Here is a 19,100-nt window from a genome sequence, read left to right as displayed (position 1 = left end):
CTTTTTTTATTCTTCAATATCAACGTCATTGTTTTTAGCAAAATCCAACCAAAAGTTGTATTTAGTGGAATCTGCAAATGGTCCTTTTTTATAGTAATACAAGAGACGATTGACGGCATAAGCATAGGCCGCGTTTTCGTTTGCCTGCTCATAGTAACGCAGTGCCTTCACCATACTCTGTTTTACGCCCCAACCTTCTTCATACAAAATACCATAATAAATCGCGGCATATTGTCCGTCTCTATCCTTTTTAAGATAGCGTAATAAATTGGCGTAATCCTTCTGTTGGTAATAAATTTCGGCTACCTGCGCATCGTTATTGATACCGTCTTTTTCAGCCTGCTTAAAGTAGTGTAAGGCCTGCTCATAATCCTGTTCCAGATGTTCCCCCTCATAATACCAATTGCCAAGATTGCTCATTGCTTGCGCTTCCCCCAGTTCCGCGGCTTTTTGGTAAGCCGCTAAGGCTTTGGGAATATCAAGCGGCAGGCCGAGACCCGTAGCATAGATGAACCCTAAGTTCGTCCAAGCCTGCGCATGATCTTGTGCTATAGCCTGCTTGTAGAAGCCGATCGCTTTAGGAATATCCAGAAAATCTTCATGATCTGTATCGCAATAGATATTGCCGAGAAGGTATTGGCAGTCAGCGCTACCTCGGGAGGCACCGATAGTCAACAAAGGTATAGCCTCGACTATCTTACCGGCCCAATTTAGTTTCCGTGCTTTTTCATATAGCGTCTCGTTATCGAGGTAAGATTCGTAGCCCGCCCCCTTTCGTTTTGTCCACGCTTGATAAAATTGTACAAAGTAATTCTGATCAGCTCCCTGCAAATTATATTTTTCGGCATACAAACGGCCAAATACTGTTTCAGGGAATTCAGCGATATTTCGTTTTAGATCTACATAAAACAGCTTTTCTCCTTTAAATAAAAGCAAGAATTCGCCTTCGCTTCGCTCCGGATGCGGATCATGGATCGGCGCACTGACGTAATCGTAAAGCGGACTACAGAAATTTACTTTTGTATCAAAATAGCGCATGCCTTCGGGCTGCTGGATGCGCATAAAGTCCATATAGCAATATTCGATTTTCTGATAAGCCCGATCAGGTTCGAGCAACCATTGATCAAGATGAGCTTCATATATTCCCTGCCCTTCAGCACAGGCGATAACGAAGACATCTTTTCGGAAATTTTTGATGCTATCGACCAAGATTTTATCTATGGACCGATCGACTAAGCGGAATAGGTTATGTGCGAGTGCGTAAATCTGCCATTGTTTATTTTTAAGATAAGCGATACTCCGATAATCATCCAGGACGATGATCCGATCAATCTCTTCATCAAGCAAGGTACCATCGGGGTTGATGACTGAAGTCTTCCGCTGCAACTTATTTGGTTTGATCCAAAAGTAAGCGTTGGGGAGAGCCTGTAGGCTATCTTCCAGAAAACTGCCCAAATAGTGACCATCCATACGAAAGAATTTCCGCTTCATTGTACCTTTTTGTCGCTTATAAAAAAGTTTACTGTAATCGTATCCAAAAGGTTCATCCGCAGATTCAGCAATAATCTGTGTTCCATCAGCAGCAAAAAGAAAATAGTTATCCCCTTGCTTTGCATTCAAAAAACCACCGGCAAACCAGTCCAAATCATCATAAGCAGCAGGTAAGGAAAGTTGTTTGCTTTCAATATGCAATACACCGCGCTTGCCTTCGATTTCAACTTCTGCATAGTTAATGCCATCAATAACCTGTGCATCAAATGCCTCAACGTACTGACAGGATACGATCTCCTCTCCCCGCTCATTGATGTAACCAAATAAATGATCCAGTTCAACCACAGCAATACCGGTTTCATTGAACTCAAATATCTCGTCATATTTTGCTTCGACCAGAATATTTCCAAGAGCATCTTTTAAACCCTGTTTTCCATTTTCATCAAAGACTTCCGCCCCCTCCTTCCGAAAAGCATGTTCTTCCCACAGGCCCAAACCATAATCAATCCAATCTGTTTCGAGCATTTCAAGGAAAGTATCGTAACCAGACAGCCGCAAGATCTCCTGTAAAGGATCTAAACTTTGTTGTTCAAAGGCCTGCGTGTATAAAGCTCCTGTCGCCCTGATCTCATCAACCCAGTCACTCGCCTGCTCCGTATGTTTTTCCACATTCATGTTGAAGACATCCCGTGCATCAATCTGAAAAGTATCGAACGGTAAACTTTCCAAAAACTCAAACATCTTATTGACGGGTTCAGCATATTTCCTTTTATAATGCAATTGATAAACATCGGCAAGCAGGGAATAAAAATAACGTAGCCTTGCAATGCCGTCTTCCTTATTGGCATAAAGCTGTGTACCCTTGGCATGAATACCCGAAGAAAATAGCGGGAGCATCAGGGCTGGAATTTCATAATTCCATTCGGCCAGATGTGCTTCAAATGTTTCTTTTGTTTTAGGATTTACGTTATATATATAAATGCGATGTGCCATGATCCGATTGCGTGATAGTCTTAAAAATAAATGGATACTGTTTACCTCAATAGAATCAAAGCAGTAAACAGCATATCTAAAGCAGTAAAAATACAGCTATTATCAAATATTCCGCTTAGCGGAAAACAGGGATTTTTAAATTCGCCTCAAGGCGATTTTACAGAAGCCGAGGCGATTGAACGACATCATCATCGTGATTATCAATCTTTGGATAGTATATCTAACCTATAGAAACCAGCCCGCTGGTCATGTGGTGCTCCATAGAAAAAATTCCGAAAATATACCTGCTGATCTCCTTTCCAAAAGATCTCTTTTAAGGTACATAGTTCAAAATTGTCGTTCCAGTCCAGGGGAATCTGCGCATAGGGCAGATAACTTCCATTTTCCCTTTTTTGCAAAAAATAGCTGGAACATTCCTGTCCGTTAAACATGCCGTTCAATCTATATTTCCTATGCTTTGAGAAATAGACATAGTCCAAATTACCAATCTCCTCGATATCCCATTTTCCCTGACGTAAGTCCAGGGCCTGATCTGTCGTATGCCCCCCTTCCAACAACAAAATTTCTTCGGACGGAAAATATTTTACAAACATATTCTCCAACAGATCAATCGCCCCTTCTGTTTTTCCGGCCTCCAGCAATCGACCATTATTAAATCGTACCTGAGCAATTAAGTTTCCTTCCACAAGTGTGTCGACTTCCATCGCCTTACCCGGAGCATAACCTCCAAATTTAACACGTCCCTGCAAAAGTTTTTTTGCAACTTTTATATCGCTGATTGAAGCAATGGTATCTCTTTTATAATCTGCTTGTTGCTGCTCCTTAAAAAAGCCGATGGAATCTATCTTATAAATCCTGATCATTTTATCCTGAAAGATAAGTGAATCCACAGGTGGCTTCTCCATTGGCGCAACCTTCTTGACGGAAATATTCGCAGCATTTTTCACCTGATTTCTTTGGCATGCCATACACCACGTTAAAATAATGGCAATGCAATAAAGTAATTTCTTCATAACAGACCTATCCTTAAGATATTTTATCCAATATCGTATTTTAACCACACCATACTAAAGGTAAGTCAATATACGATCCGGGACAATTAATATTCGGCTCGTAAAGCCTAAATATTTAAATGTATATTAGGTTATTGATATTTAACAGACGAGCATTGGTATGAAATTATATCCAACAATACTTTCCTTCGTGGTCTTGCTTTCTATATTCAGCTGTAATCCGAAAAAAAAGGGAGACAACGTTGTCGGCACGCCTAGCACAGCTGTCAAAGATATGCCCGTACAAAAGGGTGCCGTAAAGGCGAAAGAAAAACCTTTATTGACCTCCACTGATCCTTTAAAAATTTTTCATAAACTCTATCCGATTGACGTCCTAAAGCCCGAAAGCAAAGATACATTTGAAAAATATGGGATTGAATTTTCGGGTATCTGCTATTCCTGTGATCTCGCGGAGATCAAGGTAGCAAAAGACCTGGTTCAATTTGTGAATGTCTGTGATTCGAATGAAATCTATCAACTCAGGAATTTCAGCTATACCGCCAATGACTCTACACTCCGCATAAAAACCGAGCATTCCGAGTTTATCCTGAGAAAAGTTGAAAAAGAGCCGATTTTTGAGCTCAAGATTATTGGCGAGCCATTTCTTCTAAAAAACAAGAGAATCGCCAAATTCTACACACAGGATATGTTAATTGAACAATTTGAAGTACATGATTGCGGAGACTTTCAAGGATAACTGCACCCTTCAACGGATATGTCCACGGGCTCATTTGATACAGATGAGCCCGTGGGCAGGTGAAGCTGATCAGATTTCAAAGTAAAATCCGGTTTCCTTTAGTTCCTCGTATTTTACTTTGTCAAAGCTATAAATTTTTGCAGCTCTGGCATGCCTATCCTTCTGCATGTCGCTATGATCAATTAGTAAGCCCATACTGAGCATCTTTTTACGAAAATTGCCCCGGTCTATCGAACGTTGAAGAATTGTTTCGTACAAGTTGTGCAGCTCGGGTAACGTAAATTGCGCTGGCAGCAGTTCAAATCCGATCGGCTGGTAACGGATTTTACCTTTCAGTCGTTCGACCGCAACAGACAAGATGTGCTGATGATCAAATGCCAAATCAGCCACCTCTTCCAAACTAAACCATTGCACCGCATCGATGTCAAGTCCCGCCTCTAGCGTATATTCGGTCGTTTTGACCAACGCAAAATAGGCTATACTGATGACCCGCCCTCTTGGATCGCGGTTCAGCTCTGAGAAAGTATAAAGTTGCTCAAGAAAGATATTACTTAGCCCGGCTTCTTCGGACAGTTTACGCAGCGCACATTCATCCGCAGTTTCATCTTCCTGAATAAAACCACCGGGAAATGCCCACTTCCCTAAATAAGGTTCTATAGCCCGTTTGGTCAATAACAATTTAAGCTGATTTTTCTCAAAACCAAAGATCACACAATCGACTGTAACTGCGGGCCTGGGATATTCGTAGTTATATGTTTTTAGAATAGCGACCATTATGTTATAAAATTACGTCAGTGGACTTTTTGATCTGTATACCATACTTTTCTTGTAGTGACTCAAAGGCTTGCCGTGTAGAATCTTCGAAACCAGCAATAGGTGACATACAGTCGATCAGTAAGGTAATGCGGGAGGTAATCGCTTTATCCTCTCCGAAATATTCCAATATCTGTGCTGTAGATGCCAATACACAGTGACTTGATGCCTGCCCAGCAATATAAATAGCATCATAAGCCCGAATAGCTTCAAGTACAGCGTGATTGACAAATTTATTGTTATCATATTCAGCCTTAATGATACCATACATTTCAGTATAGGGATCCTGTCCTTTATAGACTAAGAGAGGTTTGGACTGGCGCAGGACACTATGAAAATAGAGCATATTGGCAAATTGACTTTCCAGTTGTGCCCCTGAACTGCCTTCTAAACAATGGTATGGCCAGATGCACAGTTCCTTTTTTCCTTCGGTTTCTAAATTTTTAAGATAAGCTAACGATTTTTCCAGCGCTTCCACATGGGAAACAGTCCAAGTCCCATTCATAAGATCCTGATAACGGATGACTGTAAATGGCTTGGGCTGATTTCCTTTCTCGTCCACCCACCAGTTTGCATGAAAGATCTGCAATACCGAATGACAGTCGAGGCTGCACATGACCTGCGTCAAAGAAGCCATATTGTTGTACATCCATTGGGTCAGCCGTTGTACATCAGCACGCGAACCAGCTACTGGTAGACTGCCAACGGATTCCATAAAATCGTTTTGTATGTCAATAGCCAAAAGCAGTGTCCGTTTTTTATCGGCAGAAGCAGGCAGGATTTGTTCCTCCCCTGCCAATGACAATATAGACGGAATATGATCTCTTTTTTCAGATGCTATATGTTTTACATCAACGATCTGTTCATATCTTGTTTTCATCTGTTAGTAATTATATATTGTATGTGTCCTATTTTCACATTCCTTCAAGTAAGGAAATTTAAAACCTAACTGATTTCTAGCTTTAGGCTCTCTACTAGCCCTTGAATGTTGGAATTGCTGCAAACTTGTGGGCAGACTGTTGTTGACGGCTATGGATCAGCTCATCTATCTCGGGTTCACCGGATGTTCCGGTCAGAATATATGCATCAATCTGTGCATAACTCATTCCCAATTCCTCTTCATCTGTCTGACCTTCCCATAGACCTGCTGAAGGACTCTTATATTGAATGGATTCAGGGACACCCAGATATTTTGCCAGAGTATATACTTCTTGTTTGGTAACCATGGCCAGAGGATTAAGATCATAAGCACCATCTCCCCATTTGGTAAAGTAACCTACAGTCGCTTCGGCCATATTGCCGGTACCGATCACAAAACGGCTCCCCAATTGTGCAAATTGATAGAGATAAGTCATACGGACCCGTGGCCGAATATTGGCCAAACTCAAGACACGGTTGGATTCGCTTGACGCTGCAATATAGGCTTCATTATTGATGGTCAGCGCATCGACCGCAGGCTTGATATCAAAGATATGGTAAGGGAAATCAAATTTTTTGATAAGCTCCATGCCATGTGCATGGCTCTTGCTATTGTTCATATCACTACCATAAGGCATCATAACCAAATGGACATCCACGTTGGCCAAGTGACATAAGCAAGCAACCACACTACAGTCAATACCGCCACTCATGCCAAGCACCAAACCTTGACGGTTTGCTGCATTCACCTGTCCCGCAATCCATGATGCCATTTGTTGTGCATAATGTTCAACGTTTTCATCATTGATGAAAAACGGTTTTCTTAGGTTATTTTCCATATACTCTTATTGATTCTGTTTGTAATCTGTTTCTTATTTCCTTAAAACGAACGGTGCTGACAAAGACCCCATCCACAAAACATTCTTTGAGCAAGTTGCTATCATTCAATTGTTCGACGGTCATTGGATTGAGATCATCTATCAGGCGAAAATCATTGTTTTCGAATACAACGGCAACTATGCCCTTTTGGGATTTTTTAAAATTACCGGTGTCTGTGGCCGGTCTTTTTTGAATAGCTTTAAACTGACCGTTAACAATTTCGGCCGTTCCCTTTAAAGCAAAGCCAAAGGTATCTCTTGTGACATACTGATAGGTATAGGATCCTATTCCAAGGATTGTATTGGTCGAAGCAAAACCTTTCGCCATCAAACCTTCGCAGATCTTAGCTGCCCGCTCCACGGTGATGGAATCGCCATACACAACACCGATATGGGGATCAAGTTCTTTAAAACCTTTCGCATTGACCGTCCCCCCAAAGAGTTCAAATAAACGTTCGACAATCCCTTTTTGAACTGTTTCGTGGTCAGCCTCCGGATCACCACAAATTATCTTAACAGGATCGCCACTATCCGGCCGAATGACAACTTTACCTTCCCGTCCCATGATCAAATCTTTCAATAGTGGCAATACATGATCCACAACGTGCCATAGATCATAGGTATCGGACACAATCGAAATGTTTCCACTCGGATAGACCTCCGTAATCAAATGGCGGAAGGCCTCCACTTCCTGTTCACCGTAAGAACACATCACACTATGCTCCGTTGAAGGCGTGTACATCATCACATCACTTGTGGCACCATAATAGGTCTTAAGGTATTCCCGAACTGACAGCGTTGCTGAAACACCGAAACTCAGTAAATGCCCGCCGGCTGTGCGATAAGCAGTTTCTGGCGATCCCATACCACGCATGGAGAAGTCTCCAGCCTGTGTGAATACTTTATTGATGTCGCCTGTTTTTTCAGCAAAACCCGTCAACAATCTTTTGTATTGATCCGCAATAGTCGCAGCAGTCATCGGTGACCAGATATAGGCAGAGAGTTGCGTTTCGAGGTAACCCGGCAACCAGAAGAAATCTGGATGGGTATTCTCGATCGTAAACATAGGTACCCCTATCGGCACGAGACTTCCTTCCTTCAAAGCTTTCACCTTGATCGGAAGATATCCCAAGCGATGTAAATTGCGTATATGTTCTGACCGATGTGTGTCCGCAAAATTACGATTGGTCATTGCGAACACTTCACGGATGGCTTCTTCGTATTGTTCGACAACGGCATCCTCCGGCTGGGCGAAGAAATATTCATCGAAAGAATGGCTGATTTCAGCCAAGGCACCCTGCAAGCCGAAAAAGACAACATGGCTTATTCCTGCGATACGCGACATCCGGGGAGTCCAGGTTTCGTATACCCACGCTGTATGTGCCGGATACTGATCCTTGTGACACAATTTGTATCCGTCCGTCCAGAGAATCGGATTTTTGCTCATCGCTCTAAACATAGCTTTCAGTTGTTAAATTGATATAATTTAATTTTGGATGCGTCGTGTCCATCATAGAATCTGTCGTGAAAACAAGGTCGATCGGTGAATCTTCCTCTAGCAAAGCCCCCTTGAAAATCCTTGGCTCACAGTGTGTCACCAACAGATAAATCTCACTTGCTCCCATCTCCTTAAGAATTTTTCCCGCCCAGAGAAATGTTCCTCCTGCAGAGCATAAATCATCGACAATAATGCATTTCGCTCCCTTTACAATGTTTCCTGTTTTCAATTCCATCGCTTCGATACGCCCGGTTTGTGGATTGCGTTGTTTTTCAAAGACACAGGCATCGTCATAACCGCTATTTAAATACCGTGCCGCCGCCCCTTTATCCGGAAATACAATTCGGTCATTGTCCGAGAAATTCAGTTTTTCCATCAGTTTCGGCAGCCAGTCCAAAGCAGGATAGATTGCTATGCTATTTTCCAATAATGTGAGGGTTGTTTCGGAATGTGGCTCAACAACATAAACTTTATCAAACTGTAAACTATTGATAAATGCAGCGACATATTTTAGCGTAAATAGATCCCCCTCAATTTTACGGTCCATACGACTATAGGGCATATAACGAATCCATAATTTACAGCTTGCACCTGCTTCTTCAAGTCGCTTCTTGACAAAAAACAAACGGATCAAATCGCCATCTTCCTGATAGGTAAATTCAAGCAGGTTTTCCGCTTTGATCAACTGATCGAAATCTTTCACCTTCGTTTCCCCATTTGGAAACTGTTCGGTGATGAGCTGATGTTTATTTAATACAATCATAGTTTCATTTTTTACAACCACTCGATTTGAGTACTTTTTACTCAACAAAGATGCGCATTATTTTTACTTCGACAAAGTTTATTGAGTAAAAAATACTCAATAAACACAAGTAAAAATATAACAAGCTGATTATTAACTAAATAATTTAAAATATAAAACTATTAATTCATTTAAACATAAGGTTATCCTATACTTAAAATGACAATATAGTTCAATTATCGTAGAACGGCGTGAAAGTAAGAAAACAAAAAGATGGAGAAAGTCGCAAAAAATTGGCTGAATATGGGGATAGCATCTTTCATTGAAAAGCTGATCTTTGTCCTTGAGACAAACAGTCAAGCGAATTGATCACAATCGTTGACTGTCAAAAAGGATAAAATATTCGCATGAACACATCAGATTTAATCAATAAGGATATCGAAGCTATTTTACAAATTGAATATCAGGACATCACGCAGCTGGTCAAAGATCATCAGGACGTTCCGATCAGCGAGGAAAATCAGGAAGCTTTATATGCCTATAACCTGCTTTATATGAATATACATTCTTTATCGGAACAGGAGTATTTTGATGCGTTCAATCAATTAGGTGAAAAATATCCCAATTATGGTCTCGCGGGAGAAAATGACCACAGCAGAACAATTGCCGAACTGGAAGGATCGAAACAGGCACTCAGCCAATTAAGTTTACAAACCCAGCAAGGGCAATATTTACTTCAGCTCAAACTCAGCGTTATTGACCTGGATATACAAGTGTATCAAAAATTGATGCAATTGCCGATTACACCTGCCATTCAAGCAGAAATAGACCTACTGGAATCAGATGCCTATAAAATTATAGATGAAATCAACACCATTTTAGTGCAATACGATGATGAATAAATTTTATTTCATTCGAACATTGTTCTTGAAAACCTCAGCGTACATTTCGTGTTTACTCCTCAGTCTAAGTACACTGTTAATGCCACTAGAGGCCTTGGCGACTTCTCAAGATCAACGGAGACAACAACCATTCAGTTCTTATTCCATCACTGACGACGGTTATTTACATTATAATCTCCAGGTAAACGATAGCAGCTATCTTGCAATAGCACTGAATCTGCATAAGCTATTCCCGGGCACCAATGTGGAGAATCTGCGTATGAAACGATACGAATTAACCGATTCTGAACTTAAAATCAATAGTTATCAGGGAGCTTCTGTCTCCATCAGTTATCAAATTACTGACGACAAACTCAAAATATTAAGAACCAAAAATCTACCGCTCAAACTTAGATTAGACAACCATTTGTTTTCTTTGAACTTCATCAGTGAACTGGAATCTTTATTTACAGTAAACGATTTACATCAATTGAAGCAGCTAAACTGGGGGACCATACCCAAGGAAAATATTCTTTTATTTTTAAGCCAAGAGAATGACTTCTCCAGCACAGCGGAGTTTGGCCACAATGCGATCCACAATATTTTAGCAAGTAAAAACTATGCTTTAGCCAAGTTTTTTTACACCTTGTTTCTGTCGAAGAATAAGAATTTCAATGACTTCGAATTACTGAAAACAGCTATTGAACAGGATGATCTTGATTTTATCCAGAAAACGTCCCTAAATAGCTTAAATATCTTAGGGATAGATGAGGTCCGATTCGACTACAGTTTTACACAATGTACCTTACTCGGTAAAGCCATACTTCAAAAAAATAAGGATATAGCACGTTACCTTTTAGACAGAGGGGCTTCAACAGAGAATGTGTACAAATACGAGTCTGAGGCACATACAGCAGCTCAGCTCACAGAAAAGATGAAAGCTAAAAAGCTGTCTGATCTTTTTAAATAAAATTTACGTGACCTTCCAGTTGTATAGCCATTAAAAGAAATGACAGGACTTTACAGTGACTCATATCTGTGGCATGCAACAAATAACTATCTTAACATGATAACTATCCACTGGAATAACAGGAGTTTAACAACAATTCGTAGTCATAACATACGAATAACCGCTTAAATAACGTTATCAACTCATTACGGGCAAATAATCCGTAAATTAAGCCGGTATGTTTTACCGCGTGGTGGAATAAAACACTTATTGGAGATTTAATCATGCTATCTTAAAGCATTACAACCATGAAAAAAAAAGCTGTATTTGTCCTATTGCTAATTTGTAGCCTCATGATCGGACGGACTTATTTCCGGATCAATGAAACAAGAGCCGAAACTACTTCTACTGACAAAAACGTTTCAAACCGTTCAATTTTACCGGAATTAAAAGATGGAGACATGATCTTTCAATCCTCGATCTCGCCCCAATGTAAAGCTGTACAACTGGCGACACACTCACCCTATTCCCACTGTGGATTAATTTTTCATGAACAGGGAAAACCATATGTACTGGAGGCTGTTCAGCCCGTAACAGTTACCAGCTTGACGGATTGGATCGCTCGAGGAAAAAATAAACATTATGTCATCAAACGGCTTAAAGAAGCGGACAAAGTACTATCGGCAGAAATTTTAGCTAAAATGAAGGGAATCGGTAAGGGATTTTTGGGTAAAAATTACGATGCTACATTCGAATGGTCGGACAATAGAATTTATTGTTCGGAACTGATCTGGAAAATCTACCAGCGGGGGGCCGGAATTGAAGTAGGCAAACTGGAAAAACTCAAAGATTTTGATCTCAATAGCGCCGAGGTCAAAAGCAAACTCAAAGAACGTTACGGCAATCAGATCCCTTTGGAGGAAACAGTAATTTCACCGGCCTCGATTTTTAATAGCGATCTTTTGATAACGGTAGCAAGCAACTAAACAAGCCCTACACGACATCGGCCTCAAGCTAGCCTGGGTTTTGCAGTTTAACGGGAGTGCCACCATTCAATTTACTCTGTTCCGCAGCATCAATAAAAGCACAAATTGCTAAAGTTTCCCGCTCATCCACAGGACTTTCCCCTGTTTGAAAAAAAGGAAGTATACGATCGAGCAAGGGACCATAACCCATAAATTGCCCCAGATGAACAATCTGATCTTTGAGAAAGACGGTACCACCAAAATCGTCCTTCCCTTCGCGAATACCACGAACCGAGGCAATCCGGCCATCATCCCATTGACCAATGTACATGGACGTCCCTCTTTCCTGTACCGTTCGCACCGTTATACAGCCCGGTCCCATTAAGGCAAACAACATTTCCACCGCATGAATTCCATACCAATACAGATCCTTGTGCGACGGATCCGTGACAGCCGGACTATAGACATCAGCTCCAACAACTTTACTTTTATCAAGCTCCTGCAGGCCGACAATGTAACGTAATGAGCTGGAGGAAAAAACAGGGCAACCGTACTTCCGGGCAGCTTCAAATATTTTTAGGGCATCGGTATACGAATTGGCTATAGGCTTATCGATAAACAAGGGTTTTCGAGCCCCGAGGACCTCAAGAGCCTGTTGTAAATGCAGGTTTCCATCATTCGTCTCCAAAAATACATAATCCACTTGTTTGAGCATCTGAGCAATGCTGGAAACAACCGAGACGCCATATTGCTGAATTTCGGCCGTGATCTTGGGAATACGCTCCGCGCTAAGCGCGATTGTTTTACTACCATAAGGATAAGCCGCAACAACCGAAAATTGCCCATATAAACTATCGGCACTCGCCGTATTGATCGCCTTTGTAAAAGCAATGGAATGCGTACTGTCCAAACCGATAATACCGATTTTTTTCTTCTTCGTCTTTGGTAACATCAGGTTGAGCCCTTCCTCCGAAAAATCCGCCTTTGTTTGAAAAGAAAGCCCCAAAGGTAATAGAGAAAGTAAGAAATGCTTTCTATCCATTGGACTCATTCAATAAGGAAACAGCACTATTCACCAAAGCCGAAATCGCCGTCTTAAACGCTTTTTCATCAAGATTGAACTGCGGATTATGAAGCCCATATTGGGTATTGATACGGTCATTATTCGTACCGACCAACATAAATAAAGCGGGGTAGCGGTATGAGTAATAAGCAAAATCTTCTGCTGCCATCCAGATTTCCAGATCCTGCACGACTTCATTTCCCATGCTCCTTTGTAGGATATTTTTTACTTTCTGAGTCAATTCGGGATCATTATTTAATGCGGGATACCCATGACGTACTTCCACATCCGCTGTCGCACCCAAGGCCTCGGGCAATGTCCGTGCAATTGTCGCTACAGTCTCCAACGCCTCCTTGCGCCAGGTTTCATCCATGGTACGGAAGGTACCAGCCAACTTGACCTCTTCGGGAATGACATTCGCCGCTCCATCGCCGATAAAACGGCCAAAAGTCAATACGGATGGAATATCGGGGTTTGCCTTACGGCTGACCAGCTGCTGTAAGGTGGTCAGCAGCTGAGCGGCAATCATAATTGGATCGACGGCCCGATGTGGCTCGGCCGCATGACCGCCACGTCCTTTAATGGTAAAATAAAACTCATCGCTTGAAGCCATAAACCGCCCCGGGCGTAAGCCTATTTTCCCTAAAGGTACGCGTGGACTCACGTGCAAACCCAAAATAGCTTTGATCTTTCCACCGAAAGACTCCAAGATACCAGACTCCAGGATCTGGATCGCACCTCCGGGAATCTTTTCTTCCGCGGGCTGAAACAAGAGCACAATTTTTCCTGAAAACTCGGTTTTATACCCCTTTAAGACAGTAGCGACACCCAATAGATTTGCCGTATGAAAATCGTGACCACAAGCGTGCATAACACCTTCATTTGTGGACTTGTATAACACATCATTCTGCTCGTGAATAGGTAATGCATCAATATCAGCTCTCAAAACCACGATATCGTCACTTAAGGACTTTTCGCCCTCAAGCACGGCAACCACACCTGTATTGGCAACAACTTTAAACGGAATATCAAGCCGGGTTAACTGCTCCTGGATATAAGCACTGGTCTCATATTCCTGAAAAGACAGTTCAGGGTTCTGATGGATATGCCTGCGGATTGCAACAATCTCCGGGAAAATAGCTTCAATTTCAGTGTCTAATTCTTTCAACATAGCATTCATTATCGATGTATTGGTAAAAAAGATATTTCAGTTACGATACTTTCATAAGGAATCGTCCAACAAGTTAAGTTAAAAATAGCGCACATAAAAATACAGCACCATCACTGTAATAATGATCCACCAAAGCGTTGGATTCCGAAAGCCACGGTAAGAAGCTCGATCCCCTTCGGGCATCTGAAATGAATCGCGTGTCAATATCAGGTTTTTCAAACGCACTTCCGAAACGGCCGGTGTACATAGACTGACCAGTACACAGGCGATCATACAGGTCCAGAACACAATGCCGGTTCTGTTAAAAAATGGCATGTCAGGAAGTAAATACTCCAAAAGCAACGAAAGTGGAATGGTCAATAAGCCAGCCGTTAATGCGCCCTGTGCCGTAGTCCGCCTCCAAAAGACCCCCATCAGAAACATGGTAGCTATACCCGGTGTAAATAAACCATACAGATTCATCAGGTAGAGGAATACAGGTTTGTCGGAATAACTAATCAATATCACAGCGCTCATAATACCAAGTACAATAATGACGACTCCTGCACGTTTACCAAAACGGATCGCTTGATCATCAGAGGCATTTTTATTGATGTATTGACTGTAAATATCTACCGTGAGTATGGTTGTACAGGAATTTATAGCACCGGAAATATGGGACATAATCGCAGAGATGAGACCAGCCATGACCAGCCCGATCAGCCCTTTAGGCAACAGTGTTTCTACGAGCGTTGCAAATAACAGATCCGGCTGATCTAAATGCGGTAAAAATTTGGGTGCTACCAAAGCCGGGATTGTGATGATCAGCGGTACCAGAAATTTAAGATAATCACCGAAAATAACCCCCATACGGCCATGCCACTCATTTTTTGCGGCCAATACACGCTGAACAATAAATTGATTGGTCGCACAGTAGAATACGCTGATACAAAGCAAACCGCCTAGATACATTGTCCAGGGAAAGTCGGGATCAGACGCCGGATAGAACATCTTCCAGTCTTTGGATGATTCCACGACGGACTGAAATCCGCCCGCCGCATTGATGGTTGCAAAGGTCAGGACGATACCGCCGAGCACCAGGATAACTAGCTGCACCATTTCGGTCCAGATAACAGCTTTCAACCCTCCTAATACGGTATACAAGCCCGTCAAAATCGCCATCCCGAAAATACTATACAGAATGGGAACACCAAATAAAGCATGTAAGGAGAGCCCACCCAGATAAAGCACTGCACCGATTTCTACAAAAACGTAAGTAAATAAGATCAAGATCGCATAGAGTACCCGAGTAGCATTTCCATATCTTTTTTCAAGATATTCGGGAATAGTATAAAAGCCATTGCGTATGTAGAAAGGTAGAAATATCCAAAGCAACGCATTAAAACCGATCAATATGGCACCCCATTCCAAGGTGATGGCCACAAACCCACGGCTATAGGCCGCTCCCATGGCGCCGACAAGATGATGACTACTGATATTTGCGGCAATAATACTCCCTCCGATCATCCACCAGGGCAACTTATCACCAGCCAAAAAATAGTCCCGTTTGGACGAGGAACTTTTTTTCGAGGCATATAATCCCAATACGACGATACCGACTATATATACTGCAAAAATAATGACATCAATCCAATCTAGTTTCATCGGTCAGTAATGTTTGAATCCCTAATTTCGTTTGTTCAATAAGTATCTCGAGGCTACCCCGTTCATAAGGGCTCTGCCATACGGCATAGATATCTTTATCATAGAGCTGCGCTGGCGCGAGGTAGCCCACATAACCGTTGGCGATATTAATAAAGACAATGGTATGGTTGGGAAATTCGGCCCGTATAATCGATTGGTAACAAGAGTATGCCTCATTGGCCTGAGCCACCAAAATAGCATCCCCCATTTTCCAGAGCCATACCGGAATGCTCGCTTCCCGCTGATCGGCAATGGTCTTGCGGGTATTGTATTTTCGCCAAAGGCGGTCTTTCATAACCCGATCCGAACAGCTTTCATACTCCTTGAAAATAGATTCAAGGCTCGGTAAGTTTTTGTAGGGCACCTGTACAGTATGCACAAGCTGTTTGAATTCAGTCGGTAACACCTGTTTCTGAAAGCTCCAGCAAGCCAAAGGTGCTCCCGAAATTAACGCTTTGTCAAACGCCCAACGCTGAGCTGCATGATCCTCCTGCGCCAACGTCGCAAGCACCGCATAGCCCAACTGTCGACCATTGGCTTCGACCAAAGCAGGATCTTTGACATATTGACGCTTGGGAGCCAGATCACCTGATGCGCCCTGTAGGAACAAACAGGGAACTTTCACGACCGCTTCCACCGTATGCCGCATTTCACCAACAAAATCCGGAGAAAGCAGTTCATTTTCGTAGGCAAAGCTCGTTGGATGACAGGCATAATTGCAGATCAACGCTTTCAATTTTTCGGTGTTATCGTATACACGTCCGAGCAATAAGGTATGATCAGCTTCTTTTACAGGATTAAACCCGATGAGGTATTCGCCATTAAGTTCCAGATCCCGATTACAGGCCAGATCACATACCCCATAACTCCAATGTAAACTTCCTTCGAACAATTCATCCTTTGCCCGCTGGATACAGCTGATCGCCTGCGCTTTTAAGAATTCGAGATAAGGAGGAATCAACTCACCTCCGGGTTGATGTATGTCCGTAGAACAGATACTGGGGCCAGCATGCGTATGTGAAAGTGTAAAGACCAGCTGTGATGCTGTCAGATTGAAATGATCAAGCAATGCAAAACGCAATGTCCGTTCGTCTTCCGCATTTTTCCACCAGCCCAGATCGGCTGTCAATAGAATGGCAGGTGGAGAATCAATAGGCGCCATATAGAGACAATGCATTAGCAAGGGTTGGTGCACACCAACAGCCCGATCAGCAGTAGCAGCCCCCCAATTGCGCGAATAGATCCCTAAGGTAGGCGTGATATCGCATTGGCCAAGTCCAATTTTAGCCTGTAAACCACCTGTTGTTTCTTTTCTTGGATCCTTTTGTTCCATGATCTAAGGTCTAATTAATGAAAGCCCCCCGTCCAGTACAATGCTTGTCCCCGTCATCTGTCTGCAATTGTCAGAGCATATCCAAAGCACCTGTTTGGCAATTTCCTCCGCTTCGAGGATATCCCCCAGCGGTACAACCGTGGCAGCCTTTTTTTGAAGCGCGGCATCCTTGGACCAAACCACTTTACTCAATCCCGCATTGACATAACCAGGCGCAATTTCGTTGACGCGAATTCCATCAACAGCATATTCGAGTGCCATAGCTTGACAAAGCATCCGTAAACCAGCTTTGGAAACACTGTATGCCGGCAGGTTCTGATGCACGGCATGCCCTGCCCAACTACCCAAAAAGACAATATTTCCCTGAACACCAGTAGCAACAAATGATTTAGCACAAGCATTGGCCAAGAAAAAAGCACCATCCAGATTGACTGCCATTTCGTTTTTCCATGCCGTATTGCTGAGCTCCCGAAAGTTTTGGATTGTGACACAGGCCGCATTAGCAATACAGATCGCTATTGCTCCAAGCTCCCGCTCTATACGATCAACCCAAAACTCCACCTGATCAGCATCTGTGACATCAACCTGATCGTAAAATAAGTTGGTCTGAGATTCATCGAGCAAAGGCCACCGCTCTTTCGCAAGCGCTGGCACAAAACGATCCGCAATACAGACAATTGCCTCCGCCGTCAGGAAAGCCTCGGCTATTGCCCTGCCAATATCACCAAGTCCACCACTGATCAAAACTACTTTGTTTTTATATTCTGCTCTCATATCTACTTAAAATCTACCAGTCACCAACACTGCCATCTTTGTAAAACGTACGCTGTAAAATTTCCTGTTGGAACGGGTGTTTTTTCACTTCTTCTTCATTGATTTCAATCCCCAGACCGGCGCGTGTATTCGGAAGGACAATGCGGCCTTTTTCTTGCACCGTAAATCCTTCACTGACGACATCTTGCCGCCATTCAACATCTTTGTGAACACTTTCACAGATAATGTACGAAGGTGTTGCGAAGCCCAACTCGATAGAGGCAGCAGTGCTTACGGGTCCCTGTGGATTATGCGGCGCCATAGACACGCGATAAGCATCCGCCAAAGCAGCTATTTTACGGGCTTCGGATAAACCACCGCAATGGGTAATATCAGGCTGAATAACACTTACCGCACGTTTTTCAAGCATATCCCGAAAAGCATGCACACCGATCAGGCGTTCGCCGGAAGCGATAGGTGTCGCTACTGCCCGTTGGATCAGGGCAATATCCTCCATGGTTTCGGGCCAGCATGGTTCCTCAAAAAAGTACAGACCATAAGGTTCTAACGCTTTGGCAAATTGCATCCCCATGCGTGGACTAGGACGCGCATGGCAATCTACCATAATATCGATATCGTCACCCACGGCATCCCGCATTGCCTTTACACAGGCTTCAGCATATTTAATCGGACGAAGCCCTTCCAGGGACATCGTTTCCGGAACAGCCATGGATTTAAAAGCCGTAAAACCCTCATCAACAGCTTTCAAGGCAAGATCACCAAACCGTTTAGCGTCGTCCGGTGCTGTTTCGTAAAAATCTTCCATTCGGCCACCACCCAAATGACAATAGAGACGGATATAATCTCGTACACGACCACCCCACAATTCATGACAGGGCACATTATGAATTTTACCTAAAATATCCCATAGGGCAATGTCAATACCACTGATAGCCGTTCCGCGGACAATTCCGTTCCCATGCCAAAAATGCTGGCGGTACATCATCTGCCACAGATATTCAATGCGGCGTGGGTCCTCGCCGATCAATAGCTGGGAAATATCTTTAATTGCACCAACGACACTTTGCGTATGCCACTCCAGCGTCGCTTCACCCCAGCCCCAAAGTCCGGGCTGATCAGTTACAACTTTAACAAAAATCCAATTTCGCATGCGCGCATGACATACAAAGGTTTCGATAGCGGTTATTTTCATAGTCAGG

The 19,100-nt window shown here is 42.8% G+C and carries 17 protein-coding genes; 4 read left to right on the top strand and 13 right to left on the bottom strand.

What is annotated here, in order from left to right; all coding sequences use genetic code 11:
• Window positions 1-6 precede the first annotated feature (6 nt).
• Complete coding sequence (locus HMAT_RS01210) at window positions 7-2,484, bottom strand: tetratricopeptide repeat protein (protein WP_104381001.1); 2,478 nt, start codon at window positions 2,482-2,484, stop codon at window positions 7-9.
• Window positions 2,485-2,684: 200 nt separating this feature from the next.
• A complete protein-coding gene (locus tag HMAT_RS01200; RefSeq protein ID WP_104380999.1) occupies window positions 2,685-3,452 on the bottom strand; it encodes a hypothetical protein in 768 nt (255 codons plus the stop codon).
• Between the two features lie 205 nt (window positions 3,453-3,657).
• Between HMAT_RS01200 and HMAT_RS01195 the strand changes: the two genes are divergently transcribed.
• A complete protein-coding gene (locus HMAT_RS01195; RefSeq protein ID WP_104380998.1) occupies window positions 3,658-4,233 on the top strand; it encodes a hypothetical protein in 576 nt (191 codons plus the stop codon).
• Between the two features lie 69 nt (window positions 4,234-4,302).
• On the opposite strand, the gene HMAT_RS01190 is transcribed toward HMAT_RS01195, so the two are convergent.
• The 5 genes from HMAT_RS01190 to HMAT_RS01170 form a co-directional block, all read right to left on the bottom strand.
• Window positions 4,303-5,007 (bottom strand): NUDIX domain-containing protein, encoded by a 705-nt coding sequence (locus tag HMAT_RS01190; RefSeq protein ID WP_104380997.1) that lies wholly within the window; start codon window positions 5,005-5,007, stop codon window positions 4,303-4,305.
• A 4-nt stretch (window positions 5,008-5,011) separates the two neighbouring features.
• On the bottom strand, window positions 5,012-5,926 hold the full coding sequence (locus tag HMAT_RS01185) for a hypothetical protein (protein WP_104380996.1): 915 nt from the start codon (window positions 5,924-5,926) through the stop codon (window positions 5,012-5,014).
• Window positions 5,927-6,020: 94 nt separating this feature from the next.
• A complete protein-coding gene (nadE, locus tag HMAT_RS01180) occupies window positions 6,021-6,803 on the bottom strand; it encodes an NAD(+) synthase (RefSeq protein ID WP_104380995.1) in 783 nt (260 codons plus the stop codon).
• The gene (locus HMAT_RS01175; protein WP_104380994.1) at window positions 6,793-8,301 is read right to left on the bottom strand and encodes a nicotinate phosphoribosyltransferase; all 1,509 of its coding nucleotides are present in this window, start codon (window positions 8,299-8,301) and stop codon (window positions 6,793-6,795) included. The genes nadE and HMAT_RS01175 overlap by 11 nt, the downstream gene beginning before the upstream one ends.
• Window positions 8,294-9,103 carry a phosphoribosyltransferase family protein gene (locus HMAT_RS01170; protein ID WP_104383245.1) on the bottom strand — a complete coding sequence of 270 codons (810 nt, stop codon included), beginning with the start codon at window positions 9,101-9,103 and terminating at the stop codon, window positions 8,294-8,296. Before HMAT_RS01170 ends, HMAT_RS01175 begins: the two co-directional genes overlap by 8 nt.
• Window positions 9,104-9,489: 386 nt before the next feature.
• Here HMAT_RS01170 and HMAT_RS01165 point away from each other — a divergent pair, with 386 nt between their 5' ends.
• From HMAT_RS01165 to HMAT_RS01155, 3 genes are all read left to right on the top strand, one after another.
• Window positions 9,490-9,984 carry a hypothetical protein gene (locus tag HMAT_RS01165; RefSeq protein WP_104380993.1) on the top strand — a complete coding sequence of 165 codons (495 nt, stop codon included), beginning with the start codon at window positions 9,490-9,492 and terminating at the stop codon, window positions 9,982-9,984.
• 79 nt (window positions 9,985-10,063) lie between these two features.
• A complete protein-coding gene (locus HMAT_RS01160; RefSeq protein ID WP_104380992.1) occupies window positions 10,064-10,933 on the top strand; it encodes a hypothetical protein in 870 nt (289 codons plus the stop codon).
• Between the two features lie 287 nt (window positions 10,934-11,220).
• Entirely contained in the window at window positions 11,221-11,898 is a 678-nt protein-coding gene (locus HMAT_RS01155) for a YiiX family permuted papain-like enzyme (protein ID WP_104380991.1), read from the top strand.
• Between the two features lie 28 nt (window positions 11,899-11,926).
• On the opposite strand, the gene HMAT_RS01150 is transcribed toward HMAT_RS01155, so the two are convergent.
• From HMAT_RS01150 to dgoD, 6 genes are all read right to left on the bottom strand, one after another.
• Window positions 11,927-12,919, bottom strand: coding sequence for a Gfo/Idh/MocA family protein (locus HMAT_RS01150; RefSeq protein WP_233789077.1), 993 nt, complete (start codon window positions 12,917-12,919; stop codon window positions 11,927-11,929).
• Window positions 12,912-14,111, bottom strand: a complete 1,200-nt coding sequence (locus tag HMAT_RS01145; protein WP_104383244.1) for a M20 family metallopeptidase — start codon at window positions 14,109-14,111, stop codon at window positions 12,912-12,914. Before HMAT_RS01145 ends, HMAT_RS01150 begins: the two co-directional genes overlap by 8 nt.
• Before the next feature lie 78 nt (window positions 14,112-14,189).
• The gene (locus HMAT_RS01140) at window positions 14,190-15,755 is read right to left on the bottom strand and encodes an SLC5 family protein (protein ID WP_104380989.1); all 1,566 of its coding nucleotides are present in this window, start codon (window positions 15,753-15,755) and stop codon (window positions 14,190-14,192) included.
• Entirely contained in the window at window positions 15,736-17,127 is a 1,392-nt protein-coding gene (locus HMAT_RS01135; protein WP_104380988.1) for a hypothetical protein, read from the bottom strand. The genes HMAT_RS01140 and HMAT_RS01135 overlap by 20 nt, the downstream gene beginning before the upstream one ends.
• A 3-nt stretch (window positions 17,128-17,130) precedes the next feature.
• A complete protein-coding gene (locus HMAT_RS01130) occupies window positions 17,131-17,901 on the bottom strand; it encodes an SDR family NAD(P)-dependent oxidoreductase (protein ID WP_104380987.1) in 771 nt (256 codons plus the stop codon).
• Window positions 17,902-17,914: 13 nt separating this feature from the next.
• Window positions 17,915-19,093 carry a galactonate dehydratase gene (gene dgoD / locus HMAT_RS01125; protein WP_104380986.1) on the bottom strand — a complete coding sequence of 393 codons (1,179 nt, stop codon included), beginning with the start codon at window positions 19,091-19,093 and terminating at the stop codon, window positions 17,915-17,917.
• Window positions 19,094-19,100: the final 7 nt, after the last annotated feature.

Source organism: Sphingobacterium sp. HMA12 (assembly GCF_002933815.1).
Classification (GTDB): domain Bacteria; phylum Bacteroidota; class Bacteroidia; order Sphingobacteriales; family Sphingobacteriaceae; genus Sphingobacterium.
This window is presented reverse-complemented; position numbering and strand designations above follow the sequence as displayed.

Coding starts and splice junctions, on each gene's coding strand:
- HMAT_RS01210 (WP_104381001.1), bottom strand. CDS start 2,484: ATGGCACATCGCATTTATATATATAACGTAAATCCTAAAACAAAAGAA.
- HMAT_RS01200 (WP_104380999.1), bottom strand. CDS start 3,452: ATGGCATGCCAAAGAAATCAGGTGAAAAATGCTGCGAATATTTCCGTC.
- HMAT_RS01195 (WP_104380998.1), top strand. CDS start 3,658: ATGAAATTATATCCAACAATACTTTCCTTCGTGGTCTTGCTTTCTATA.
- HMAT_RS01190 (WP_104380997.1), bottom strand. CDS start 5,007: ATGGTCGCTATTCTAAAAACATATAACTACGAATATCCCAGGCCCGCA.
- HMAT_RS01185 (WP_104380996.1), bottom strand. CDS start 5,926: ATGAAAACAAGATATGAACAGATCGTTGATGTAAAACATATAGCATCT.
- nadE (WP_104380995.1), bottom strand. CDS start 6,803: ATGGAAAATAACCTAAGAAAACCGTTTTTCATCAATGATGAAAACGTT.
- HMAT_RS01175 (WP_104380994.1), bottom strand. CDS start 8,301: ATGTTTAGAGCGATGAGCAAAAATCCGATTCTCTGGACGGACGGATAC.
- HMAT_RS01170 (WP_104383245.1), bottom strand. CDS start 9,103: ATGATTGTATTAAATAAACATCAGCTCATCACCGAACAGTTTCCAAAT.
- HMAT_RS01165 (WP_104380993.1), top strand. CDS start 9,490: ATGAACACATCAGATTTAATCAATAAGGATATCGAAGCTATTTTACAA.
- HMAT_RS01160 (WP_104380992.1), top strand. CDS start 10,064: ATGCCACTAGAGGCCTTGGCGACTTCTCAAGATCAACGGAGACAACAA.
- HMAT_RS01155 (WP_104380991.1), top strand. CDS start 11,221: ATGAAAAAAAAAGCTGTATTTGTCCTATTGCTAATTTGTAGCCTCATG.
- HMAT_RS01150 (WP_233789077.1), bottom strand. CDS start 12,919: ATGGATAGAAAGCATTTCTTACTTTCTCTATTACCTTTGGGGCTTTCT.
- HMAT_RS01145 (WP_104383244.1), bottom strand. CDS start 14,111: ATGTTGAAAGAATTAGACACTGAAATTGAAGCTATTTTCCCGGAGATT.
- HMAT_RS01140 (WP_104380989.1), bottom strand. CDS start 15,755: ATGAAACTAGATTGGATTGATGTCATTATTTTTGCAGTATATATAGTC.
- HMAT_RS01135 (WP_104380988.1), bottom strand. CDS start 17,127: ATGGAACAAAAGGATCCAAGAAAAGAAACAACAGGTGGTTTACAGGCT.
- HMAT_RS01130 (WP_104380987.1), bottom strand. CDS start 17,901: ATGAGAGCAGAATATAAAAACAAAGTAGTTTTGATCAGTGGTGGACTT.
- dgoD (WP_104380986.1), bottom strand. CDS start 19,093: ATGAAAATAACCGCTATCGAAACCTTTGTATGTCATGCGCGCATGCGA.